This is a genomic window from Streptomyces sp. NPDC054872 (genome assembly GCF_053610705.1).
Genome location: NZ_JBSGYY010000006.1, coordinates 79,499 through 103,638, shown reverse-complemented (window position 1 = coordinate 103,638; position 24,140 = coordinate 79,499). Strand labels below are relative to the sequence as shown.

Genomic DNA, 24,140 nt, shown 5'->3' with positions numbered 1-24,140 from the left:
TCCGACGTGTGGAGGCTGGGGCCCTGCTCGGTGCCTTACTGGCCCGCGGGGGAGCGGAATGGGTGCACCGAGCAGGGCGTTTGGGGGGCGGGCGCCGCGTCTGCGCGGCGGGCCTTGTCACGAGCGATGGCGGCCTGGCTGTAGCCGTAGAACCGCCCGCGTACGTCGTCATCACAGAGCAAGGGGGGCCTGTCTCCCCACTCGACGAGAACGTCATGGGAATCCGGTTCGGTCGACCAGTTCACGCGCGGATGAGGGAATCCGTTCCGGCCCAGGAGGACGTCACGAACTCGGAGCGCGATACAGAAGCAGGCCACCGGGTAGTACCCGCCGCGACGCGTGCCGCCGACCGGTACCGCAAGGAAAGGCATGCGCAGCGTGCGCACGGCCAGGCTCTTATCGAGGAGCCACGTGTCCGCGAGCCGCTGCTCGTAGTACTCGAAGTCGTACGCATCTCGCGGGGCCTGTATCACGACGACCCTCACGGGTGGATGCTGGCCGATCCAGTGGTCACGCATCGTCGGCTCCCTTGATGCCGCAGGCCTCGATCAACCTTTCGACCATGAAGGCCAAGCGCCGGGCGAGGCCGACAGCCTCCTGGGGGTCGGCCGGCAGATGGTCATCCCAGACGAGGTGCCCTCGTCCGATGAGCTGGCTCAACTTCGGGTCAGCGGCAGCGATGTCACAGAGCCTCTTCAGGTGGCCGCGCAGCCGCTCTACCAGCGGGGCGATAGTGGCCGCGGGTGGTGGCTGGCTACCAATTGCCATGTCGAGGTCGTCGAAGATCACTTCCAGGTCGAGGGGTGTCCAGGCGGCGAGCCGGTCCCGAACTAGCCGCAACTGGTCGATGCGGAGAGGCGGGGACCACTGCCCGTCGCGCTGGGTGGCCTTCGGCGTGCTCACGATGGCGTTCACCGCTGGCTCTTTTCACACGAACACAGCTCGGCCCAAATGACCTTGCCCCATGGGTACTTGACATAGCCCCAGTGCGAGCTCAACCCGTCGATCAGTAGGAGGCCCCGGCCACACTCGGCGCTGCCGCCGGCACCCCTGATGCACGGGGCGGCGGGTGAGGCATCGGCGACTTCGATGCGCACCCGGCTGCGGCCACGATGAATGGCGACCGTAGTTAGGTCCGTCGAAGTGTGGTTGACCACGTTCGTCAATAGTTCCGACACGATGACCCCACCGGCGCCGGTCAGCTCTTCCCGCATGCCCCATTTCGCCAGAACGGTGGAGACGAGGGCACGGCCGCGGCTCACTGAATCGGGCGTGCACGGCAGCTGAGCGGTGTATTGGTCGGGTGCGGCGATCGCATTGGGTTGTGCGGCGGTCATTTTCACATCTGCCCCTCCGGCGTGGAGTCGTTCAGGTCCACCACGCTGAAGGTGCGTAGCTGGCGGACGGGTCGGGAGGACTTCGTCTCGATCCGGGACCGGGCGAGACGTACGTACGGCTGTCGTCGTCATCACGTCCTCTGGGGATGATCCGGCGGCATAGCGTCGAGCCCTGTGTGCGTTGGGACACTCTCAGCGAGGGTGCTGATCAGCGTGGACCCCTATGCGGTGCCATCGCCATGTCAGCGAGCTGCCGTTTCGCCGCCGTTGAGGCGGTGGGCTGACGCCTGAGTGCCACCCAACCGCCGTCTGCCGCAGATGTGTTGCACTGGGTGGTGAGGGCGGTATCCCCTTTCGTGTAAGGGATCCATCCGTAGGTCGGCCGCCGACAGGCCAAGGCGCGATATCTGGGGGCGATGTGACGGAACCACCCGAGACTCTGCTCAAGGCCGTGTGCGAGCAGCGCAACTTGGCCGTACCCGAGTTTGTGGAGCTGTTCGACAGAACGGCCGACGAGGTCATCGGTAAGGGCCTCAGTAACCCGACGTGCTCCCCGCGGACGGTCTTCCGCTGGAAGGCAGGGAAGGTCAGGGCCGAGTCGCTGTCCGCGGACACTCGTCGCGTATTGCAGGCCATGTTTGGCGGCTGTGACGTGGTGGTTCTGTTCGCGCCTCCTCCCGCTGAGGATCCCCAGGCACCCGCGCTCAACCTGGAGAACGAAATCAAAATGACCGCACGCGATGCTCAGGACGACGCCAGCGCAACAGCCGCGGCGTCTGTCTCCGACACCAGCCTCGACCAACTCGCCGACGATGTGGCGTCGCTCGCACACGCCTATGCGGCGACCCCTCCCTTGAAGGTGTTCCGGCTCGGCCGGGCGCTGCAGGAGGAGCTTCAGGAGCACCGCGATCGCACGCAGATTCCCACCCAGCAGCAGCGCCTTCTCGTGCTGACTGGCCAGACCATGGCCCTGCTCGCCGCGTCAGCTTTCAATCTCGGGTCGTTCGACAACGCGCGCCGCTTGGCCCGCGCTGCTGATCTGTATGGCGAGAGCGCCCGCTGTGAGCCGTTGCGTGCGTATGCGGACGGTATCCTGGCTTACCTCGCCTACTACACGGGCATGCCGGGCGAGGCCGTCAGCAAGGCACGGCGTGCCCAGGCGTATGGCGGATTGGGCGATGTGGCCCTGCGCCGGCTGCTGGCCATTGAGGCCCGCGCGCATGGCTACCTGGGAGATACGGACTCCGCCCGCCAGGCCTTCCGGCGCTCCCTGGAGACGCAGAGCGGCGCTTGCGACGACCTGCACGACGGCGTCGGGGGCGAGTTCGGGTTCACGCCGGAGCGTCTGGCCATGTCCACCAGCTCCACAGCGCTTCTGATCCACGACGGGGCCGAGGCAGAGCAGTCCGCGCGCCGGGCTCTGGACCTCATCAGCCAGAGGCCGGAGGCCAGCCGTTCGGCGCACGTCCTTGGTGGTGCAGCTGCTGATCTCGCTATGGCCCGGCTGCTGATGAATGACATGGAGGGAGCTGCCGCAGCACTCGCCCCGCTGTGGGACATCCCCGGCGAGCAGAGGGTGACCGGGGTCCTCGTACGCACGGCGCAGATCCAGCAGTTCCTCGCACAGCCGGGCTACCGCGCCTCGCCGCTGCCGCGCGAACTGCGCGACCGTGTCGAGGATTTCACCCGCGGCGCGCACACGCATCAGCTCGCCACCCGCTCCGCCCTGCTCCAAGTGGAAGCCTGAGTCAGGCCAGAGTGGCGAGGATCTTCGCCTCCTTCTCCGGAGCGATCCCGTGGTCTGCCCACCTGGGGTGGTCCACGGGGCGCCCGTCGGCGGCCAGCCACGCCCAGGTGTCGCGGATCGAATCTACGATCGGCCGGCACCGGAGGCCCGCGGCTACTGCCCGGCTGGAGTCCACCGCCCACACGCCCGCGTGCGTGCGCCACAGGGGGATCTCTGTCCACTGGGCCACGCCATGGCCGGCCAGGACGCCCGGCTCCACCCACTCCGGCTTGCCGGACCCGCCGGTGACGGCCAAGCACGCGCCGAGGAAATCAGCGAAGCTGATGCCCTCCGGGTGAGTGACGTTGTAACCGCCGCTCGTCGTGCTGGCGGCTTGCGTGAGCGCGAATGCCGCGACATCGCGGACATCGACGGGCTGAATACGTTGGTTGCTCGGCGCGGGCGCCAGGATGCGCCCGCCACGCTTGGCCCGGGTCAGCCACCAGGGGAGGCGACCGACGTACTCACCGGGCCCCAGGATGACGCCGGGCCGGAGGAACACCGCGGCGTCGCCGAACACCTCGGCCACGGCCCTCTCGCCGCCAGCCTTCTGGAACCCGTAGACGGTCGGGCTCCCGTCGACCCCGTTGTAGCCGTAGGACTCGTCAGCGTTGACCGGGCAGTCCAGCAGCGGAGAGGCGTCCGTGAGGGCCTGATGTGGCCAGCCTCGATATACGGACACGGTGGAGACGTGCACCCAGCGCTGAGCCGCATCGCCTAGCGCGGAGGCAGCGAGCAGCACGGTGCGGGGCGGGAAGTCGGAGCTAGACGTGTCCACCACGGCGTCCCACGGCCCTTCTCCGGCCAGTCGCGCCAAATCCGTGGACTCGGTCCGATCCCCGTGGACCGTTCGGGCTCCCTCCGGTGCGGCCCCAGAACGGCCGCGGTTGAAGAGCGTCACCTCCCACCCGCGATCCAGTGCGGCTTGTGCGATCGCCCGCCCCAGGAACCAAGTTCCGCCTAGTACAAGAAGCTTCATGTCGGCGATCCTGCCTTGAGGGTCCGTTGGAGGAAAGACGTCAATCTCCAGACGGCGAATCCCGGACCTGAGCGATGACGGCGCGGGCGGGGCCGCCGTCATGCGGACCTGGTCGAGTGAGTCTCGGGTGCCGACGCCGTGGCGGCTGTATGGGGCCGGATCTCTAGGGCCGAGTCGCCATCGCCTCGGCAGCCACGACCTCGGCGTTGCCGCCTTCTCCGCTGAGCTGTTCCGCGCTGGACTCTTCCCCCCCCCGGTGTTCGGCGGCGGCAACAGCCCCAGCACAGCCGCCCGATTCCCGCCGTTAGAGTCCTCCATGCCCGTGCGACTGCCTACCTGACCAACGTAGATTGACCAAGATGGGTTGAGGCATTGCGGGAGGGCAGGAGCATGGCGTTGGAGATCGAGCCCATCGGGGAAGTTGTCGAGGGTCGAACCAAGGTGGCCGACGACTACTGGGGCGGCGTCGAGTCTGTGATTCAGCTCGACGAGGCCAAGTTCCCCCTCGACTCTGTGCAAGGCTTGGAGGAGTTTTCCCACTTGGTGGTGGTGTGGCACTTCCACCAGGCCTCACCAGAGGACGTCGAGTACCACGCGCGTAGCCCACGCGGGAAGCCCCTGTGGCCAGCCACAAACACCTTTGTGCACCGCAACCACAGGCGCCCCAACCAGCTTGCTCAGAGCTATCCCCGGCTGCAGGCGATCGATGGACTGCGGCTGCGCGTGACCGATCTGGACGCAGTAGTCGGATCTAGCATTTACGATCTGTCGCCGTACTTTCAGACGATGGGTCCGCGCGGCACCGTGAGGGAACCAGCGTAGCCGGGCGAAATGCTCGCCGACTACTGGTCCGCCAAGTCGTGATCAGACTGCTCGGCGGCACCCGCGTCGCGTGAGGGTGCCGCATCGTCCTTGCCAGACCGCGTCGTGTTGCTTGCTCTCTCCGCCGCTCCGGGGCTTCTCCTCCAGGGCGTCAGCCGCATCCTTGGCCAGATCCGCATGCCCCATACGGACCATGTCTGCCAGCGTGTTGTAGAGCGTGTCGTTCCGCTCGTTGGCCTCGTTGACGGTCGGCGTGTCTGCGGGCTCGCCTTCCGTCCGTTCAGTGAGCGCGGTGACGCAGTCCCTAGCGGTCTCGTCGTAGGACTTCGAGCAGCCGACCGCGGCCCCGGCGAGCAGCAGGCAGGTGGCGAGCAGGGCGACGGTGGCACGGTGCATGGTTCCCCCAGGCGTAGCGGGGCGGGGTACCGGCGGGGGCGGGAATGGGCAGAGCCCTCTCAGGGGAGAGCACTGTTGCTCCCGAACGCGGGTCGAGGGAAACATGGCCGCGTGAAGGCGATGTCAGAGAGCTTCGCGACAACGGTCGCTGCCGTAGCCCCGGTCATCATGCTCGTTGCATCAGTAGAGCTGAGCGCCAACAAGGAACGTATCCGCGCCGCATATCTGCGGGGGGAGCAGATAACGAACGCCAGAGCGGCGCTATCCATCAACGGGGCGCGACCTACACGGCAAGAGTTCGACGACGCACGTCGCGCTCTGCGCGTGCTCCAAGCCGGGCGGAGGGCGAGGGCTCTCGTCCACTGTTACGCGCTCTCCGCCTTTGTGGCCTTCGGGGCGTTGGCCGTCGCTGAGGGGATGGCATTGAACTGGCTGGCCCATGAGGAGCGTGGACCAGCACGTTTGGAGGCCGACGCCTGCTATTGGTCAATGGGCTCTGCATTCTTCTGGGTGTTGTTCGTTACCGGGGCCCGGCTCCTCTACTGGATGCGGGACGGTGACCCTCGTTCGCCGAGGTTTGGGTGGCCCAACTTCCGCTACTGGATCCTCTGCTGGAAGTATCGAGGAGATCCAGATGACGAAGACACCCGTCAAGCGCCGACGGAATGAGGAAGCCGCGCAGTGTCCGGGGGGCCTCGGTCTCGGTGTGGAGGACCGGCCGACTCGGATGCAGGGGAAGTGCGAGGCGGGGAGGTCCCCGGCGCAGGTGGTGTTCTCCACGATCCGTGTGTCTCCTGAGACAGCACGATGCCCCTGCCGCCAGCGGCAGGGGCACGATTCCGCAGGGATCCGGTTAGTCGATGTAAACGGCACCGCTGAGCCACTGCCCGCATCGGCCTTGTTGACATGAATTACATCCAACCAGGTGAGTGCATGCAGCGGCTTATCTGAGCGTTCGAAAGGCAGGGCACTTCGCGCCCGCTCCTCGGTCCAGTCGCTCGGTGGTCTCTTCTCGTCCGAGCCCTCGCACACACCGAGACGCGCCTGCACTTTCAGGAGGTCCGCATGTGCCTCGTCGCCCCGCCGCAGGCCGCCACCACCCGGCCCACCAAGCCCGGTGGACGCATGCAGGCATCCGCACCACCCCCGACGAGTACAGCCGAGCAGCCTACGCCCGCAAGCTGAAGCAACAACATTGGCTTTAGGGGCGGTGCAGCAGACGCGCAGACGGTGAACGAGACTCCCCCAACTCGCCGACAGCGATCGCACGACTACCCATCGCTTTGGTCGAGCAGGCCCGCGAGCTCAGCGAGAGCATGCCGCCTCCCGGGGCTGTCGCCCATGGCCTGAAGGCTGTCAGCCTCGATTGCGGGCAGCAGCTCGCGGGCCCGCGCCACCTCGCCGGTCCGTGCCAGGAGGATGGCGTGATCCATACGGAGCGCGACAGTTACCTTGTCCGTGTTCCCCACATCAGCCTGGAGTCGACGTACGAGCCCCTCCGCCACTACGACAGCGTGGCCGAAGTCACCGGCCTTCATCAGCGCCCCGAGCAACTGGTTTTCCAGCCCCAGGAACTCCAGGTCACCCTCGTCCAACAGGCTTGCCGCTTCGCGAAGACGGGACTCGATGGTGCCGACATCGGGATCCTCGGAGGTGAGTCGACTCATCCGCATACGGAGACGAAAGGTATGCGGATGACTTCGGCCGAAGACCCTCGTGGCACGCTCGAGCGTCGTCAGGGTCAGCGCCTCCGCCTTTGCCGGGTCCGCCAGCGCCTGTACATCGATGAGCTGAAGGAGCGTGCTGAGCGTCGCCGGATGGTCATCCCCCCACAGGCGTACGTCCGCAGCCAGCCGCTTCTCAAGCAGCCGACAAGACCTCGCCCAATCGCCCTGGGCCGACCACAGCACGACCATCATCCCGCGGGCACCGACGCTCTCCTCACTGTCCACACCCGTGATGCGCTCCGTGGCCGAGATGCCCCGCTCGTACAGCGCCTCGCTGCGTGTCGGATCGGACCTCGCGAGATGCACTGCGGCATGGATGAGAAGTCGCGCCAATTGCAGGGATTCGGACTCCGGGGCCGTATGGTTCCCCAGTGTCTCCACGTGGGTCGCCCACACTCGCTCTGTTTCGCCCCAGAATCCGCCTTTGGGACGCGCTGCATCCAGCAGCTTCTCAGCCAGGTCGCGATAGGTGGTGTCCTCCTTTGGAGCCTTCGCTCGGGCCACTGCCTGGACGAGCCGATGGACCGAGATCGTGTCCCGCCGCAGCGAGATCATGCTGTAGGCCGCGAGGCGCCGGATCCCTTCCGCCAGCGGCAGAGAGAACCTGGACTCGCCCAGGTACGCCCGTGGGATTCCGTTCGGCGCCCACCAGGCGATGATGCGCAGGATGGCCTCCGCCGTCGGCGTATCGGCGAGATGGTCCAGCGTCACCTGCCACACTCGGGCCATCGTTCGCTGTTCATCACCGATCTCCGCCGTGGCCGCGTGCATCTTCGCCGGATAGCGAGCGAGGAGTTCCGAGTACACGAGTGGAGAGACCCCAGCCTCGCGGCAGTACGCGGCTGCCTGGTCGACGGCGAGAGGCAGGCAGCCCAGTTCGCCGCACAGCTCACCGATCCCGTCGTCCAGCTCCTCGTCCCGTTCGTCATCTGGCTCGTCATGGATACGCGTGAACAGTTCCACTGCCTCGCCACGTTCGAGCTCACTGAGCCGCAACGACTTGGTGGCGCCACGCCAAGTCGTCGCTCCCAGCCGGGTCGTGATCAGGAATCGGCCGTGCGGCACCCGGGCCAGCAGCCACTTGATGTCATCGGGTTGCGAAACGTTGTCCAGGATCAGGAGCCAGCCGTCGTTGGCAGAGAGCCAGTTGACCGCGCCTTCCCGCAACGCCTCCTCCCCGCCTTCGTCAACCCGGGCGGGCTGAAGGGCACCGCCGAGGCCGGAGAGGCCCGTGTTCAGCCCCCCGGGCGAGTCGGCTGTGATCAACCAGATCGGGTTGAAGTCCGCACCCCTGAGGCAGGCCCAGCGCACAGCCAACGTCGACTTCCCGATTCCGCCCAGCCCATGGACGGCATACACAACACGGCGACCAGTTTCGTCGAACGCCTCGTCCAACCGCTCCAGTTCCTTTGACCGCCCGACGAAGTCGTCCGTGATCCCGGGGAGATGACACACCCTGCGCTCACGCGGCCCCAAGTCGAACGGCTTCACTGGCCGCGCCGTGAAGCTATCGATGCGCGTGAGGCGCCCGATCTGGGTGACGTTGTCGCCGGTGAACACCTGGCCGATGCTCTTACCGGCCGCCACCGATCGATGCCCGGAGGCCGTTGCCGGACGTCCCCCCGGCGCCTCATCCGCCCCGCTCACGAGTCCCCCGTCGACACGTTCCCTATGCCACCGCCCGCCGCGACGGAACGATCGCCTGAGGCTATGACCGGGGCTCCGGGAGGTGAGGGCGAGGCGGGAATCGACGGCGGGGGGCCCGCGGACGCGCCGTCGCCCGTCGCCGCGGAGCCGATGCTCCCGCCCGCAGCGATCGAGCGCTTGCCCTCTGCCGTGACCGACGTGTCGGGGGCTGTCGGCTGTCCGCGGAGTGCGTACAGGGTGAGCGCGAGTCCGAGCAGCCCCGCGACGCTCCCGGCCACGCTCGCCCACTGATCGACTGCCCCGACGTCCAGCACCGCACTCACGATCAGCCCGACGGCTCCCGCAACACAGAGCCCGATTCCCGCGCACATGAACACCTTTGCCCGACCCGTCATACGGCCATCATCCCGCTCGGAGCCCCCGCGGCACAGGGTTTCTCGACCCGCGAATCCCTGTCTTGCTATCTCCCGCAGACGGCGGGCAACATCACGGAGGCGGGCTTCGTCGTCGATGTCGGCCGCCTCAAGACCGTCTACTTGCAAGGAACTGGATCACAAAGAGCGACTGATCTTGAACTCGAGAACGCCGCCGACTGCCTGGACCATGGTGGCTGGTCGGGTGCGGCTTGGTCGGGTTCACTGCTGTCGGCAGTATCGACCTTGCGGCAGCGAAGGTCACGCTCGTGAACGGCATCGGAGCGCCCCGGCCCGTCAGGGACCGTGCAGTTGTGGCCGCACGCCGGCGCCTTAGCGTGTCTGGCGTCGGCCTCAGGCGGTGTGAGGGGCACTCCAGCCTTCGCCTGCGTCAAGAGTGCCCGTGCTGCGGCGTTCGCCGCCCGGGCTGGATGAGGTGCCAGACAGCCAGGTTCTCGGAAGTCGACAACTGCGGCAACAGGTCGGTCTGCAGGGTGGACGAGCATCAGGAAGCGAGTGGAGCATTCGAACACGTGCCGATGGCGGACTTGATGAGCAGGTCGCCTTCCCAGCGGCCGGGGATAACTCTGTCGGCCGCCGCGGCCGTGCCGTGCGCTGATCAGGACCATGTTCTTGATCGGCCGACTGATATCTCGAGTGAGAGCGCCGGTGCGGACGCCGTTTGACCCTGCCGGCTCGTGGTGCGCGTGTCAGTTCGCTCCCAGGTATCCACTAGGACCTTGCGGGCCGGAACACCCCCACGCTGGTGGGGAGGACGCCGTCAGCGCAGCGGCGGGGACCGTCGTCGTCGGAACACCCCCACGCTCGCGGGGGTGTTCCGACAGTGGCGGCGAACATGCTCCAGCCTGATGCGTCCTCCCCGCCGACGCGGGGGTGTTCCGCTCGGTGACGGCGACCGAGTTTTTCTGGGTGCAGCCGGTGTCCGGACGCGATCTGGGCGCCGGCCGTGGCCAGGACCTCACGACGGGACGCCTATGGGTGGCCGGCTAGGGGCGGACGGCCGGGCATAGTCGTCATTCCCAACAGGACCCCCTCGGCCAGAAGCTGGGCGACAGGGCGGCGCCGGCGCCGCTGCTACGGCTTGGCGGCCGCCAGCTCATCAGGGGCGGTCGCAGTGGCGCTCTTGCCGGCCTGCAGCTGCTGCAGGCGCTTCAGTGTCGCGGTGAGCGTGGCCTGTGCGTCCGAGGGGTCATCTCCGGTGCCGCCCTCGATTTTCACCCTGATGTTGGCCCTGCCCGAGCGAGTGAATCCGTAGACGGTGTCCTCGCTGGCGCCCGGGTTGGTGACGAGTGTGCTTTCGCTGCCTACCGGGGGCTTGGGTGTCTGTTGCTTGCTGGTCTCGGTGCCCTTCCACTCCGTGTAAGCCTTTGTTGCGCTCTTGATCGAACCGAAGAGGCAGATGTGCACGAAGGCCATGTTGTTCGTGGAGCCGTTGTATTCGTACGAGGAGTCTGCACCGCGGAGCCACCCCGCTGGCGTGGAGTCATTGTCCGAGCTGTTGCAGTACTGCCCGTCGGTCACGTCCTTGTCGCCGTGCAGGGACCAGCCGGGAAGCGTCTCCCCGTCACCGAGCAGAGCCTGGGTCAGGTCGGCCCGGGTGAGCGCCTTCGTGATCGGTTTCGCGGCAGGAGCAGAGACCGGCTTGTCGCCGTCCCCGTTGCTGGAGCCGGAGTTCGGCCCGTCGCTGCTGGAGGAACAGGCGGTGAGCGCGGCGATCCCGGCAAGGGCCGTGATGACGGTGAGGCGTACACGTGACATGAGCACAGCCTATCCACTGGTGATCATCGAGTCGCGGGCTCACTGCCCGTCAGGAGTCGCCCTTGCCAGGAGAGCCGGCGGTGCCCGAGCAAAGCGAAGGCGCCGTCACTGCTTGCCCGTGACGCTTGATGGTTTCTCGCTTGAGCGAGGCAGCCGATAGACAGGCGATCGCGGAGGGCGGGGGTCGGGCACCTGGCCGTCGCGGGTGACAGGTGCGCCGGTAGGGGAAGTTGCCAGGCCCGGCTGCGGTGGGAGTTGGACAGCGCCCCGGGTCGACCAGTCGACCAGTCGATCGCCGTACAGCCGGCTCAGCGGCTGTGAAAGGGCTCGCGAGCCGCGTGTGGCCGTACTGCAGGGCTGAGGTGGCCAGGCGGTGCTGGGCGGGGGCGTAGAGAACAGTTGATGAAGGAGGGCCTCGAGGGCACTGGGGGGAGCCATGGGCTGCATCTTCCGTGGGGCGCGAGAGGCTCATTGGTAGTCCCTGGTCTTGGACAGTGTGGCGGCGCTGGTGGCGGCCGGAGCGTGGTCTCGCAGGAAGGCGCGGACACGCTGCAGCTGGGCGGCGGCGGTTGCGGTGAGCTGATCGAGGGGGAGGGCCTGGGCGTTGTGGTCGGCGGCGCGTTCCAGGGCGCCGACGCGGCCGGGTAGGTACTTCTCGGCGAACACTTCGTCCAGGTGCGGGCCGTGGATCAGCACCGGCCCAAGGAGGCTGCCGTCGATGGTGAACGAGCTGTAGTGGTCGTACTGGTCGAGGCTGGCGACTTGGGCTGGGCTGGGCCGCTCTCCCCACTCCTCGGTGATGGGGCTGACCGCGGCCCTGGAGCCTCGGGTGGTGGACAGTGTGGAGGCGTTTTGCACCAGCGACTGGCGGATCGAGATGGGCAGGCGGGCCAGGAGCTGGGTCAGCGCATGCAGCTGGATCTTGAACTTGCGGAAGTCCTCGAACATGCTCGCGATGGAGTCGGCGCCGGAACTGGCCAGGGTGATGAGCTCGTCGAAGTAGCCGCGAAAGAGCACCCGTTGGTGTTCGGGCAGGTCGACGCGGGAGCGTCCGGCGCGCAGCAGGTCGCGGTTGAGGAGGGCGACCAGCAGCCGGTCGGTGGGTCCGTTGCCGGCCGTGCTCACCCACACGATCCACCGATTATCCATGGCCCAGCGGATGTTGTAGACACCGCGTGGCTGGCCGAGGAAGGCGCGGGTGACCGGGTTGGCGGCCAGTCGGGTGAGTGGGTTGAGCAGAACGTTGAAGGCGTCGGGCGGGAACGTGGGGAAGGTGGTCTGCCACCAGGCCCGCGAGTCGGGGCCCAGGACTGGTTCGGTGACGGCCAGAGCACTGGCACGGAAGTCGGGGTCACTCAAGAGCGGCCGGATATGAAAGAGCGTGGCCTGGTCTTCGCCCCGCCCGGCCCGGCAGGCCAGCTCGTTGAGAGCGGTCAGGACGGTGAGCGCCTGGGTGAAGATGGCGATCGCGCGTGGGGCGTTTGCGTCGTCCCAGCCGAACGCGGTGGCAAAGGCGTCCACGACGTCTTCGACGACCTCGTGCGCGGCCTGTCGGTGGTGGTGCATGCCGAGCGGGTTCCATGTGCTGATCAGCGGGTTGGGGCCGCGGCCCTTGGCCCGAAGGTCGATTCGTGCGATGCGGTCCATGATCGGCGGGTGGGCGAGGAAGGGAGCCACGCGCCGCCAGGAGTCGTGGTGGGGGTCGATGAACAACAGCCCGCCGCCCGCGTGCGCATAGCCCACGGCCTGGGCCGCCGCCCGCTCGGTCTTGCCACCGCCTGCCTTGCCTACGCCGATCTCGAAGAGCGTCTGATCGGCATGGGTCGCCACCAGTCGCCTGCGGCCGTCGGGTGTGCGATACCAGCCCTGCAGCAGCAGGTCCGGGTTCCCGTGCTCGAACGTGGGCAGGTCGATGGGGAGCAGCGGGATCCGGCACCACGTGGTGGGGGGTTTGAGCAGCCCCAGTAGCTCCTCCAGTTGCACCCAGTTCGCTGCCGGTGCCAGGCATTGCCCGGTGCGCCACCTCCGCTCGAAGCGTGTGCGGTGGGGCCAGCGGTCCGCGCCCAGCCGCCAGGGCCCGATGCGCAGGCCCTTCATCGCGAATCGGGCGGAGCCGCCGAACACATCGAGTCCGGCCTGGATGCGTGCCAGGCGGGCGTGGGCGCGGCCTTGGACGGTGGAGGCGCAGCGCACCAGGATCTGTACGCGCACCAGGTGAGAGTCCTCGGCGAGCTTGCCCAAAGCCTTGTCCCGGTCCACACGGACGGGGGGCGCCGTCATGACCATCCCTCGGCGCCCGGGCCCTTCTGGGCCTCGTCGGCCAGGGGTGATCAGCTGTTGGAACTGGCCGATGAGGGAATCGTCCAGGCCGGCGCTGTCGCGGTTCATCCACCGGGTGGCCCGCCCCGCCTCCCGTCGCTCTCTGCGGCGCGCGGCCTGCATCACCTGGAAACGCCGTGCGCGCAGAACCCATTTGGGGGCGCGCTGTAGATCGATGCAGATTTCGGCGACGTCTCCCAGGTCGGCGCGCAGGTCAGCGACGGCGTCGACCAGCGGCTGCAGGGGGTCGGGCTGCAGTGGAACCTCCCGCAGGGAGGCCAGAGGGTTGCCGCGCAGGATGAACTCCGCGCGCACCTCGTGCGGCCGTACCTTGTCGCTGATCGGGGCGGCCTTGGTGACGCGTACGCCCGGGCCGAACGGTGTCGTGGTCAGCAGACGCTCTGCCCCGGCCGGTCCTTCGAGCCGGTAGACGAAGGGGGAGTGGCCATCTGAGCGCAGTCTGATCCGCACGCTCTTTGCGCGGCGGGGGGCCCACCACGGAAGGGCTGTACTGGCTCGGGTCAGCTCCACACCCCGGCGGAAGATTTCCTCGTGGGATGGGTCGAAGTGCCGGTTGGGGGTGACCTTGAGGGCCATGCGTTCCTGTGATGCCTTGGCGGCCAGATGGCGCACCAGCAGCTCACTTGCGACGCCGGTGAACGCCAGCAGCAGCGCGAGCAGGTGCCAGTGACCGGCCAGCCACAGCACCACGTCGACCAGGGCCTGCGCGAGGGAGGGGAGAGTGGAGGAAGGCTGGGCGGTCATGAGCGGGCCGGGGGCAGCGCTGTCCATGGGCCATGTCCTTTCGGCCGGTGGAATGAGAGGTCGCTGACGCGTCCGTCGCTGTACGTGCCGCCTCGGTCGGCTGCAGCCCACACCAGGTGCACCACCGCCCGCTCTGCCCGCGCGGGACGCTTGTCCTTGCGGGCGATCGCGGCCTGAATACGGAAGCGGCTGAACGCCGACGCCACCTGCTGTGCCGGACGCTTGCCGAAGATGTCGGGGAACCGGTCACGTCCCACGCCGGTGGCGTCCGCGTACAACAGCCGGGCGCCCTTCCTGCGCAGCTGGCGCTCCTGCGCGGCGGGCAAGTCCGCAGGCCAGGCCTTCTCCAGGAGCTGCTGGATCTGCCGGTCCGCGGCGCGTCCCTCGCCACGCGGGGGCGGCGTCGGCGGCGGGGGAGTCGAGGAGACGGACGGGCGGAGTGCCGGGGTGTTCTGGGACGGCTGCGAGGGAGGATGCGGCGGCTCCTGCGAGCGCGGCGATGACCCGGCGGCCACGCCGGAGGACGTGGTGCTCTGCCCGCCGTCCAGGAGGAGATATCCGCAGATGGCAAGGGCCAGGCTGCACGCCAGCAGCAGCCACGGCCCACGCGTAGCGGAGGGCGCACCGGTCATCTTGGGTGTCATAGGACTCTGGCCCCTCCCGCGAACCCGGGCATGGCATCCACGGGGTCGAGACGGACCTTGGTGCCGGGCCGGGCCGCGTTGACCATCTGGCCGTCTCCCACGTAGATCCCGACGTGGTGGATCGTCGAATCCGCGCCCGGCGCGTAGCCGAAGAAGACCAAGTCGCCCGGCCTGAGGGCGGCTCTGGAATTGATGCGCTGACCCTTGCCGGCTTGCGCGGAGGCGGTGCGGGGCAGTGTGATCCCCACTTGTGCGAAGGCGTACTGGGTCAGCCCCGAGCAGTCGAAGCCCTTGATGCCGACGCCACTCTTGCCGCTGGGCGAGCAGCACTTCCCCGTAGTGGGCTCCTTGGCGTTGCCGCCGCCCCACGAGTAGGGCTCCCCGCGCTGAGCCAGGGCCGCCTGTACGACCTTCTTGGCTCTGCCCGAAACCCCGGCCAGATCCACCTTCCCCGAGCCTTTCGCGGCGGCCCGGTACTGCGTGATCCATTTGCTGACGTTGGCGACGTACTCCCGCGAGTGGTTGTACTGGAAGATCGCCGCGTCCAGCTGTCGGGTCTTGCTCAGGTCGCGCCCGTTGCCGCACAGATAGACGGCCGCGCCCAGGGCCGCGTCGAACGCGTTGTGCGGATCGCGGTCCTTGTCGCCGTTGCCGTCGCGGCCATTGCCCTTCCATGTCGAGGGCAGGAACTGGAAGGGCCCCACCGCCCGCTCGCCCTGAGCCGTGCCGTCCCACTTGCCGCCGTCGGTGTCGGGAAAGACGGTGGTGTTGCCGCCTTGGCCCGAGCCGTTGAGCAGCACGCCCATGATGCGGGGAGTGATGTCGCCGTTCTTGGCGATCGTGCGCCCGACAGCGTGATTGGACTCCACCTTCGCGATGCCCGCCAGGATCGGCCACGCCATGCCCCTGCACCCCGGCACGTGACGGGCGATCAGCTGGGAGGCCTTCTTGTAGGCGGCGAGCATGATGGGCAGAATGTCGGCGGAGCTGCCGCCCTCGACGACTCCCATGTCGGTCTCCTGTTCCTGGTTGGCCAGTTGCGCAGAGGCAGAGAGCAAGCTGGCGAAAGGGGCGGCGCAGCTGGCCGCCGTCAGCAGCACGATCAGCAGGCACCCCCACTTAGCGCGGCGCCGCGGTCGTCCTCGAGGCGCGCTCATCCGTCCTCCCCGGCCACGTCGGCGTCTGCTCCGCCGCTGCCCAAGGACTCCTCGCGCGCCCGGCGCTCTTCGGCAAAGCGGAGAAAGCGGCGCCGCAGGAATTCGGGATCGGTCGGCGTACGACGGCGCAGCTCGGCCGGATCGGACGGTGTACTGCGGCGCATCTGGGCCGGGTCGGTCCGCGGCCTCCACGGTGTGGATGGGGCAGAACCGGGCGCCGTCGGCCGTGGCGTGGGTGGTGGCGAAACCGGAATCCCGCTGTCCTTGGGCGCAGCGGCCCCCCGCGGCCGGGGAGTCGTTCGCGGGGCTGGCGGGCGGCCGCCGCTGGTGGTGCTGCCCGGCCTGGCAGCCTTGCGGATCCGGGGGGTTGTCACGCGTGCGGGCCACCCGGGGTCTCCGGGCCCTGAGGACACCGGGGGCATGGGGGGAATCCCCGGGTCGGAGGGCGCGCCAGGGCCGGAGCCGCCACCGCCGCTGTCACGGCGTGGACCTGCGGTTGGCGGCTCGCCTTGAGGCTTCCACGCGCGCAGGTCCTCGCGCACGGTGTTGCTCCACACCCGGACCTGCTGCTTGGCGTCTTGGGTGTGTTCGGAGGCGCGCTGGCGGGCCCGCCGCGTGGTGGTGGGCAGAGCGTCGGTGGCGGCGTAGGCCACTCGGCCCGTGCGGTGCAAGATGCGGTAGCCGCGTAGCCTGACCAGCCGGTTGTGGGCGCGGGTGGACAGCAGTGTGCGGTCCAAGTTCTGGTCGTGGATCGGTTCGCCTGACGCCCGGTTGGGGATGATGCCGTCCTTGCCCCGGTAGCGGTCCGGTGGCCCCTCGCGCAGCGAGTCACCCTGCGATCCACCGGGATCACTCCCGCGCTCGCCGTCGTGCTGCGGGCCACTGCCCGCGGCGTCGCCCGCAGCGGTGGGCTTGCGCATCTGCTCCAGGGCCTTGTCGTCTGGTCGCTTGCCGACGATCAGCCCCCAGGCGCCGCGGGCACCAAGTGCGGCGCCGGTGGCGGCCAGTGAGAGGGGGGCCAGCCCTCGCGAGGCCTCGGCGCCCGCGTCCGACAGGAGCCGTCCGGTGTCCACCGGCATGCCGGTACCGTCGGTCATTGCGGCCAGGGACCGCATGATGCGCTGGCGCGTGCCCAGCCGCCCGTACCCGCCGCCGCCCCATGCCCGCAGACCCAATCCGGTCCCCATGCCCATGCCGCCGCCTGCGTGGACGGCCATCGCGGCGCCGATCTCGGAGGTGTCGCCGGGCAGGTGGGTGCCGCCGATCTTCGCGTAGCGCATCCGCAGGGACAGCCGCTGCCCGGCCGAGGTGATCCCCGCCAAGAGCCTGCGGTGGAAGGCGAGCGCGGCCAGCGCGAGGGCATTGAGTGCCAAGAGGCGTTCGGCAGGGACGTCGGGGCCGTCGGTGAGGACGACGTCGATGCCGATGGCGTAGGAGGGAAGGAACGTGCAGATCGCGAACATGCCCGCGACCGAGATACCCAGCAGGGCAAGCCACTTCCAGGCGGCCTGCCGGTTGGGCCCCGGCAGCATCGCCCACACCAGCAACACCGAGCCGACGGCGGCCGCGGCCGCATCGGCGGCCTGCAGGCCCAGCAGCACAAACGCCGCTGACAGCGGGATCGCAGAGATCAGCAGTGCGGCCGCGAACAGCAACAGCACCCCGGCGGTGCGCCAGCCGGTGGGCTCCTTGGCGTACTCGGCCGCCGCCTTGCCCACCGGCCCGGCCTTCTCCAGCTCCTGGAGGAAAACGGCGAACTGCTGATCCTGGGAGTTCAGAACTGGGGTGGCGGCGTCCAACAGCGCCTCGCCGGGAGTGAGCGCCGGCCCCTTCTCCAGCACAGACTCTTCGGGCGCGGGGTTCCTCAACTTCCCCTTCACACAGTACTTGTGCGCAGGCCCCTTGATCTTGTCGCACACGTCCTCGGCCTGCTTGCGATCTGCCTTGCTCGCCGCGGAAGTGGGCTTGTAGCCGCCGGAAACCCATTTGAGGTGCAGGGCGTAGGCCTTGCGGTCGGCAGGCTTGGCCGGGTCGAGGATCCGCCCGTACTGCACGAGCATGTAGCCCTTGACGACCGTCACGTTGGTCAGCGAGTCCTGAATCGGCTTAGCCACCTGGGATGCGGCGTCCTCCTTCTTGTTCTCGCTCTCGTAGCACTTCTCCAGTGCCGGACCGGACAGGCCTCCGCCACAGGGCCCCGCGTCACCGCTGGCGATTTTGCCGCCCCAGTCGTAGGAGTCCACGGTCATCTGGGCGACCTCCGAGGCGGAACGCTCGCTCTGGGCCAGCGGCCCGTCCTGCCCCAGCAGGTAGTCCGGGCGCACGAACGCCGAGGCCGCGAACGCGCCGATCACCAAAGTGAGGACGATCTCACCGAGGCCCTTGCTGGCCTTGCCGCGCACAAGCAGGATCCCGCCGAAGATGAACGCCCAGCCCAGCAACAGCCCCTTGAGTCCCAAGGTGTCGACGACGATGTCGGTGTAGGTGTCCGAAAGCTTCTGCGCCGGATCGGCCAGCATCTTGATCAGCGGGAAGCGCAGCGCGAACGCGATGGCCCAGCAGGACAGGCCCACCACCAGCCGCAGCAGGGTGAACAGACCGTTCATGATGAACGCATAGGCGTTGGTGCGCACCGAGAAGATGGAGCCGCCCTGGGCTGACAGCTCGTAGCCGTTGATCGGGACGCCTTCGGAGCTGTCCACGTTCAGCGGGCCCATCATGTCGCCGCTGCTGTCAGCGGCGTAGGCGACCTGCGCGTTGACGATGAGGAACACCACGGCCAGGGCCAAGCCGTGCAGGAGGGTGCGCAGCCGACCGTGTGGAAGACGCCAACTGATCACGACGTTGCCGGCCTTCCCACACGCCGCACGGCCACCAGGGCGAGCACGGCCGTGGCCGCTGGCGCCAACACCCAGACCGGCGCGTGCGGCTCCTGGCTCGCCGCCCGCGGAGCCGCCGCGGCACGCATCACGCGCTCGCAGTGGTCCCGGGCCGGACCTGCGATCGCGGCGCACACGTCCTGTTCGCTGCGCAAGGGGGCGCGGCCGTCGTGGACAAGGGCATCTGCTGTGGGAGCGGATCGAGCAGAAGGTGATGCCAGTGCGAGTGCACCGAGGACGAGGGCGAGCAGCAGACAGACCAGAAAGAGGATGCTGGACGCACGACGCACGGTGGTGCGGTGCTGGGCGTGCCGCCATTCACGGGTGATCATCGTGTCTCCTCCCGGGCGGCTGGCGGTGACTTGGCCAGGACCGCTCCCGCACCGGGCGTCTGGGAGCGCGGCCGTTGGCCCGGAGTGGTGGTGATGTGGGAGGTGATGCGGGGAATCGCAGGGATGAGGACCTTGACGCGGCCGGTGTTCTGTCGGGGCCCGGTCAGCAGGACCTCCCCGGCACGGTCCTTGTGCCCGACGGGGGACAAGCCCGAGGTGACCATCCGCACCAGGTCGGAGTCGCTCGGGTCGAGACCGATGAACTCCAGGCCGCGGCGGGCCCGTTCACTCTCGGTGGTCCGTGCCAGCGCCCGGTAGGCCATCAGACCTCGGTCGGGGCCCAGCTCCCTGGCGTCATGGGCTCCGGCGAACAGACCAGCGCCGTGCTTGCGGCCGTCGTGAAGGATCTCGTGGATCAGCGCGGTGCCCTCGGCCGACGAGGTCAGCCAGTACAGCTCGTCGGTGACGATCGCGCAGAACCGCTCGGGCATCGAGAAGGCAGCCTGGCGGGCTATCGCCGCGATCAGATACAGCACCGCCCGTCCGATCAGCGCCTCCAGGGGCTGCTGATGCAGGATCTCGGCATGCTCGAAGGCCTGCTTGGGCGGCAGCTTCAGCCCCGTCGTGGTGATGACGATCATGTCGGAGGCGCCGGTGCCGTCCAGGCTCACCGGGGGCAGCGCCGGATCGAACACCATGCGCGCCAACGGATTTTGCTCCACCAGGCGCAGCAGCCCGGCCAGGGTGGCCGCCGCGTCCTGCCGCTTGCCGCCCTCGGAGCCGGCCATCTGCCGCAGGACGTCTACGACCTTGCTCATCGAGGGGGACGCGGACGTATCGGCCTGCTCGATGGCGTGGTGCAGGACCTCGCCGGACGTGGTCATGGGGCCGATGCCCAGCTGCAGGGTCAGATAGCTCAGGGCGTAGTGACGGCCCTGGGCGCCGGAAAACAGCCGCAGCGGGTCGATGGACAGCGCGGCGCGGGCGGCGTCGATGATCTGGCAACGGCCCGGTGCGGCGGCTTCGGCGAAGGATGCCCACTCGCGCACCGGAGTGCGGTCGATACAGATCGCGCGGCCGCCCCGGTCCACGACCGACTGGCTGATCAGCTTCAGCATGACGCTCTTGCCCGCGCCCAAGTCCCCGACCACGCCCAGAGAGGCCGAGGCGTCCTGCTTGGGGGCATCCGCGGGATTGATCAGAACGGGGCGGGTGGTGCCGCAGTCCAGATCCAAGCCGAGCAGCATCCCGGTGGGATCGCCGACCTCGCTGTGGGTGAACGCGCCCGACAGCGCCCAGTCCTCGCTGACCTGGTGCTGGGTGAACTCCTTGAGCCGGTGCGTGCGCACCGCCCCGGGCAGCCCGAGGGCGAAGAGGTCGGCCTGCAGCCCGGCCGGGCGCACCGCCCGGTAGTCCGCACCGGCCAGGAGCTTTTCCAGGGCGCGGGCTCGGGCGTCACACAGCTGCGCGGTCGGCCCCCACACGGTCAGCGCGGTGACGGCCTGTACTTCCACCTCGACGGAGGTGCGCGAGAGCCGGGCGTCCAGCTCTCCCAGATCGCGGGCGGCATCCGGCAGGGATGCGGGCATCCCGGTGGGACGCGCGTCGTACTGATCGGCCTGGTCGACCAGCTCGGTCTTCTTGCGCTGCACCTGTGCCCGCGCTTTCTCCGCGGGCACCAACGTCAGGTCAATGGCGAAGTCGACGGGAAAGTCCAGCACTTCGAGCTGCGCGAACAAGTCCGCCGCCTCCAGCGAGATGGCGGGCGGGCACTCGGCCAGAGCGAGGTGGGCCTGGTAGCCGGTTCCCTGGTCGCTTTCGACCTGCAGCCAGCGCCGCCGCAACGGGGAGGCGGAGCGAACCTTCCACCACCGGGCCCGGCCGCCGCCCGTTGCGCGGCGCCTGCGGGCCGGCGCCGCATCCTCCAGGCCCTCGTCGTCGGCGGGGGGCTGGGTGCCGCCTTCCTCGAGGCGGACCTGGCCGAGGTCGGCGTAGCTGGGGGAGTGCAGTACCTTGCCGCGGACCTGCCCGCCATACTGGTCGCTGAGCGTCGCTTCGCCCAGCAGCGGCTCGGCCAGCCCCCGGTGCACCGCGTGCTGGATCATCCACACGATCTCCGCCGGACGCGCCGGATGATACGCGGCACCACCTGCCAGCTGCGCCTGGATCTGTTCGGCCTGCTCCCTGGCGGAGTTGACCTCGGCGCGGGTGACGGGGGCCGCCCGCAGGCCCAGAGTGTCGGCGACCTCCGCCCACAGCGCGCCGGCCGCTTTCATGCCCTGGTGTTCGCTGTCCAGGGGGACGGCCAGCCACCAGGTGCGCTGGTGCATTTCCTGGCCCTGCAGCAGGTCCAGGGCAGCGTCCAGGTGTTCCACCCACGGCATCGCGGAGGGAGTGAGCGCCTCGCCGCTCTCCTCGTCCGCCAGACCGTCGGTCATCTTCCAGGCGACCTCGACGGGATCGACCTGCGCGCACAGCCCGAAGAGCCGCGGGGCGCCGGACAGCGACCGCACCAAGTGTGTGATCTTTCCCAGGAGTTCGTCGCGGACGGCCGGGGGCACATAGGTGCCCGGCACGGTCTCCTGGCTGCGGCCCTCGCCATCCGGGCCGGGGTGCAGCCGGTAGACGGCCCAGACGTGGCCCTGGGTGGACCACAGCAGATGCCCGGCGATGTGCCGGATGGGAACACGCATCACTGTCCCGCTTTCTGGTTCTGTGCATGGTGGTGGGCCCGGGCCAGCAGCGCCGCCGCAGGCGATACGCCAGCGGCGGGGCCCGTCGGATCCGCGGGAGTGGGGGTGCGCGGGGCACGGCGGGCCCGCCTAGGCGGCGTGGCGCGGGTAGGGGACGGCTTGGTGCGGGAGGTCGCGGGCGCCGCAAGGGCCGGGTCGGAGATGAGGGAGGGAGCGAGGGGCTCGAGGGTGAAACCGCCGCGCAGACGGCGGGCGTGCGGATCCCGCGCGGCGCGCGGGCCGATCCGGCCGCCCCCGGGCTGCACGAGCAGTGCCACCATCCCCATGGCCGCCGACACCGGGTGACGGCCGCCGATTTTGGGGCGGCGCAGCAGCCAGATCCCCACCAGCCACAGGGTGATGGGAATGGGTCCCAGCATGCTCCACACGGAGATCGTCTTGACGAGGAGGAAGCCGCCCACCACGGCCAGGGCGATCTGGGCCGCGTTGTAGGGGCCCAGCGGCAGCCGCCAGTCGGCGAGCTTGCCCATCACCCAGGGGTGCCGCCGCGCGGCCGTGTAGAAGCGCGCCGTACGGGGCGCGGCGGCCGCGCTCACAAGCGCCCCTCCGGGCCAGGCTCGGGACGGTCAAAGGCCGGTGCGCCGTTGGCCGGGTTCTTCACCTCGTCCTCGAACATGTCCGCCAGGTCGTTGCGCGAGCCGTACAGGCCCAGCGCGATCACCATGAGGACCAGGGCGCCGATGCCCGCCTTCAGCGAGAACCGCTGAACCATGATCACGACGACGATGATGATGAGCGCGGCCTGCAGGCCCGTGGTGCCCCAGTCCTTGGCAGTCTCGATCCAGGAGTCGCCCAGATCGGCCAGCTCCCCCGCCAGCACCACGTGGTGGAGCGTGTTCATCGGCCCGCATCGTCTGTCGTGCCCGACACCAGGGCAGCGATCTCCCAGCGGCCGTCACGCGCCGACAAGGTGAGCTCGTAGGCCAGTGGCCACCGGCCCCCACCATCACGCGCCTCGACTTGAGCCAGGACACGGACCGTGGTCCCGTCGCGGGGCACCTGGTCGGCGGCTGCGGACTGCTCGCGCGCGGTGACCTCCTGCACCTCGACCGAAGTGGCGGCCGCCGGGGAGATGGCCGTCAGGTCCACACCGGGCGCCAGGTAGCGGCTCACCTCGCCGCGCCCGGCAAGATACGCGCCCACGAACTCCCCGACCGTGGTAGCCAGCGGGCCCTCAGGCACCGTCACTTCGTAGGGCGAGTCAGGGACCCTGTGCAGGGCGGGCGCAGTGACGAGCGCCGGCGCCGCGGTGACAGCGAACGAGGCCCCGCTGGCCGAGGCGATCGCGGGCACGGCGAAATAGCGCACCGCATCCGCATACTGCGCGGCCACCGTCACCGACCACTGCCCGCCCTTGCGCGGCGCACTGCGCACCGCCGTCACCCGCCGGGGTGCGGGCGCATCCTCATCAAGCGTGGGCAGCGTGACGTCGGGGGCCATCGACTGCGCACGACGGGATGCCGCGCTGCTGGCGTCGTCTGTGCTGCGCAGCCACGCGTCGACGAACTCGACGACGTAGCCCGCAGGATCGCCGACCGAGGCGGTCTGCGTGGCGCGCTGTGGCTTGGGCTCGGGCGTGGCCGCGACCGTGGCAGAGGGCTGGGCCACCGCCACGGCCAACGCGAGCGGCCCGGCCGCCAGCGCGGTCCAGACCCCCGCGCGGCCCAGCTGCACGCGTCGACGCATCTGGGTCAGGGCGATTCCGGCGGCAATCGGCTGCCGCCCGGCGCCTGGTGGGGATGCTGTGGAACGGAACACGAGGGGATCTCCCTGAGGTTGGAGGGCTGATGCCTTGAGACAACCCACCGGCCTCGACCGGCTTGCCGACCACAGAGGCCCGACCACGGTGAAGAACAGGTCACGAATGAGTGGTCGGGGTGGTGGTAGCCGCTAGCACCACCCCGACCACAGGGCATCGGCCGCCACGAGAGGTGCGATGGCAAGGGATGCGCATCGCCATGAGCAGACGATCAGGGAGGGCCATTGCCTCTCGGCGGCGCGCGCATCGCCGCATTGCGCACCGGCCGACGCAGCCCATCGCTGGCGGTGCGCAATCGCATCTCGAGAACTCGGCGACGGCCCGTTGCGGGCCGCCGTCGTATCGCTCACCGGCGACTGCGCAGTTCGCTGACCATCACAGAACACGAGGAGCAGGCACCCGGCAGCCGACGCATCGTCGTCGGCTGCGCAATGCTGTGACCTGCGGTGGGCGGGCCTGACGGGGGAGTGGTCGGGGCGGGGACAACGCCCTGTGGTCGCCATCTACCACCCCCAATTCACAGGGCGATGGCCTGCGGACGGCCACTGCGCATCGCCGCTTCAACTGCCCCCGATTCGCAGGTAGCCCGGCAGCGATGGATGTGCACTGCGCTGCGCATCGTGGTGTGCAGCGAAAGCACCTGGGG

The 24,140-nt window shown here is 69.0% G+C and carries 20 protein-coding genes and 1 pseudogene; 4 read left to right on the top strand and 17 right to left on the bottom strand.

What is annotated here, in order from left to right; translation table 11 throughout:
• Positions 1-35: 35 nt before the first annotated feature.
• Genes ACWGIH_RS09420 through ACWGIH_RS09410 form a run of 3 tightly spaced genes read right to left on the bottom strand, consistent with a single transcriptional unit; the run spans position 36 to position 1,337 of the window.
• Positions 36-518: a DUF6302 family protein gene (locus tag ACWGIH_RS09420; protein ID WP_453448170.1), complete on the bottom strand. Its 483-nt coding sequence runs from the start codon at positions 516-518 to the stop codon at positions 36-38.
• A complete protein-coding gene (locus tag ACWGIH_RS09415; protein ID WP_453448169.1) occupies positions 511-915 on the bottom strand; it encodes a DUF6415 family natural product biosynthesis protein in 405 nt (134 codons plus the stop codon). Before ACWGIH_RS09415 ends, ACWGIH_RS09420 begins: the two co-directional genes overlap by 8 nt.
• Entirely contained in the window at positions 912-1,337 is a 426-nt protein-coding gene (locus ACWGIH_RS09410; protein ID WP_453448168.1) for an ATP-binding protein, read from the bottom strand. Before ACWGIH_RS09410 ends, ACWGIH_RS09415 begins: the two co-directional genes overlap by 4 nt.
• A 418-nt stretch (positions 1,338-1,755) precedes the next feature.
• Between ACWGIH_RS09410 and ACWGIH_RS09405 the strand changes: the two genes are divergently transcribed.
• Positions 1,756-3,084: a DNA-binding protein gene (locus ACWGIH_RS09405; protein WP_453448167.1), complete on the top strand. Its 1,329-nt coding sequence runs from the start codon at positions 1,756-1,758 to the stop codon at positions 3,082-3,084.
• A gap of 1 nt (position 3,085) precedes the next feature.
• On the opposite strand, the gene ACWGIH_RS09400 is transcribed toward ACWGIH_RS09405, so the two are convergent.
• A complete protein-coding gene (locus ACWGIH_RS09400; RefSeq protein WP_453448166.1) occupies positions 3,086-4,102 on the bottom strand; it encodes an NAD-dependent epimerase/dehydratase family protein in 1,017 nt (338 codons plus the stop codon).
• A gap of 184 nt (positions 4,103-4,286) precedes the next feature.
• Here ACWGIH_RS09400 and ACWGIH_RS09395 point away from each other — a divergent pair.
• Together ACWGIH_RS09395 and ACWGIH_RS09390 are read left to right on the top strand one after the other, a co-directional pair.
• Positions 4,287-4,403 (top strand): annotated as a pseudogene (locus tag ACWGIH_RS09395) (YdcF family protein); the annotation flags it as partial.
• An 89-nt stretch (positions 4,404-4,492) separates the two neighbouring features.
• Complete coding sequence (locus ACWGIH_RS09390) at positions 4,493-4,924, top strand: TrmO family methyltransferase domain-containing protein (protein ID WP_453448165.1); 432 nt, start codon at positions 4,493-4,495, stop codon at positions 4,922-4,924.
• 42 nt (positions 4,925-4,966) lie between these two features.
• Here the strand turns inward: ACWGIH_RS09390 and ACWGIH_RS09385 are convergent, their stop codons facing one another.
• Entirely contained in the window at positions 4,967-5,320 is a 354-nt protein-coding gene (locus ACWGIH_RS09385) for a hypothetical protein (protein WP_453448164.1), read from the bottom strand.
• 111 nt (positions 5,321-5,431) lie between these two features.
• On the opposite strand from ACWGIH_RS09385, the gene ACWGIH_RS09380 reads away from it, so the two are divergent.
• Positions 5,432-5,989, top strand: coding sequence for a hypothetical protein (locus ACWGIH_RS09380; RefSeq protein ID WP_453448163.1), 558 nt, complete (start codon positions 5,432-5,434; stop codon positions 5,987-5,989).
• 602 nt (positions 5,990-6,591) lie between these two features.
• On the opposite strand, the gene ACWGIH_RS09375 is transcribed toward ACWGIH_RS09380, so the two are convergent.
• The 12 genes from ACWGIH_RS09375 to ACWGIH_RS09320 form a co-directional block, all read right to left on the bottom strand.
• Positions 6,592-8,634: a hypothetical protein gene (locus ACWGIH_RS09375; RefSeq protein WP_453448162.1), complete on the bottom strand. Its 2,043-nt coding sequence runs from the start codon at positions 8,632-8,634 to the stop codon at positions 6,592-6,594.
• A 56-nt stretch (positions 8,635-8,690) separates the two neighbouring features.
• Positions 8,691-9,089: a hypothetical protein gene (locus tag ACWGIH_RS09370; RefSeq protein WP_453448161.1), complete on the bottom strand. Its 399-nt coding sequence runs from the start codon at positions 9,087-9,089 to the stop codon at positions 8,691-8,693.
• Between the two features lie 1,113 nt (positions 9,090-10,202).
• The gene (locus ACWGIH_RS09365; RefSeq protein WP_453448160.1) at positions 10,203-10,886 is read right to left on the bottom strand and encodes a hypothetical protein; all 684 of its coding nucleotides are present in this window, start codon (positions 10,884-10,886) and stop codon (positions 10,203-10,205) included.
• Between the two features lie 468 nt (positions 10,887-11,354).
• On the bottom strand, positions 11,355-13,997 hold the full coding sequence (locus ACWGIH_RS09360) for an ATP/GTP-binding protein (protein WP_453448159.1): 2,643 nt from the start codon (positions 13,995-13,997) through the stop codon (positions 11,355-11,357).
• Positions 13,967-14,614 (bottom strand): hypothetical protein, encoded by a 648-nt coding sequence (locus ACWGIH_RS09355; RefSeq protein ID WP_453448158.1) that lies wholly within the window; start codon positions 14,612-14,614, stop codon positions 13,967-13,969. Before ACWGIH_RS09355 ends, ACWGIH_RS09360 begins: the two co-directional genes overlap by 31 nt.
• Positions 14,611-15,624 carry a C40 family peptidase gene (locus ACWGIH_RS09350; protein WP_453448157.1) on the bottom strand — a complete coding sequence of 338 codons (1,014 nt, stop codon included), beginning with the start codon at positions 15,622-15,624 and terminating at the stop codon, positions 14,611-14,613. Before ACWGIH_RS09350 ends, ACWGIH_RS09355 begins: the two co-directional genes overlap by 4 nt.
• 143 nt (positions 15,625-15,767) lie before the next feature.
• Positions 15,768-18,560: a hypothetical protein gene (locus ACWGIH_RS09345; RefSeq protein ID WP_453448156.1), complete on the bottom strand. Its 2,793-nt coding sequence runs from the start codon at positions 18,558-18,560 to the stop codon at positions 15,768-15,770.
• Positions 18,561-18,607: 47 nt separating this feature from the next.
• Positions 18,608-18,982, bottom strand: a complete 375-nt coding sequence (locus ACWGIH_RS09340) for a hypothetical protein (protein WP_453448155.1) — start codon at positions 18,980-18,982, stop codon at positions 18,608-18,610.
• The gene (locus tag ACWGIH_RS09335) at positions 18,979-21,675 is read right to left on the bottom strand and encodes an ATP-binding protein (RefSeq protein ID WP_453448154.1); all 2,697 of its coding nucleotides are present in this window, start codon (positions 21,673-21,675) and stop codon (positions 18,979-18,981) included. Before ACWGIH_RS09335 ends, ACWGIH_RS09340 begins: the two co-directional genes overlap by 4 nt.
• Positions 21,675-22,271 (bottom strand): hypothetical protein, encoded by a 597-nt coding sequence (locus ACWGIH_RS09330; protein WP_453448153.1) that lies wholly within the window; start codon positions 22,269-22,271, stop codon positions 21,675-21,677. Before ACWGIH_RS09330 ends, ACWGIH_RS09335 begins: the two co-directional genes overlap by 1 nt.
• Complete coding sequence (locus tag ACWGIH_RS09325) at positions 22,268-22,576, bottom strand: hypothetical protein (RefSeq protein WP_453448152.1); 309 nt, start codon at positions 22,574-22,576, stop codon at positions 22,268-22,270. Before ACWGIH_RS09325 ends, ACWGIH_RS09330 begins: the two co-directional genes overlap by 4 nt.
• Positions 22,573-23,493 carry a conjugal transfer protein gene (locus ACWGIH_RS09320; protein WP_453448151.1) on the bottom strand — a complete coding sequence of 307 codons (921 nt, stop codon included), beginning with the start codon at positions 23,491-23,493 and terminating at the stop codon, positions 22,573-22,575. The genes ACWGIH_RS09325 and ACWGIH_RS09320 overlap by 4 nt, the downstream gene beginning before the upstream one ends.
• Positions 23,494-24,140: the final 647 nt, after the last annotated feature.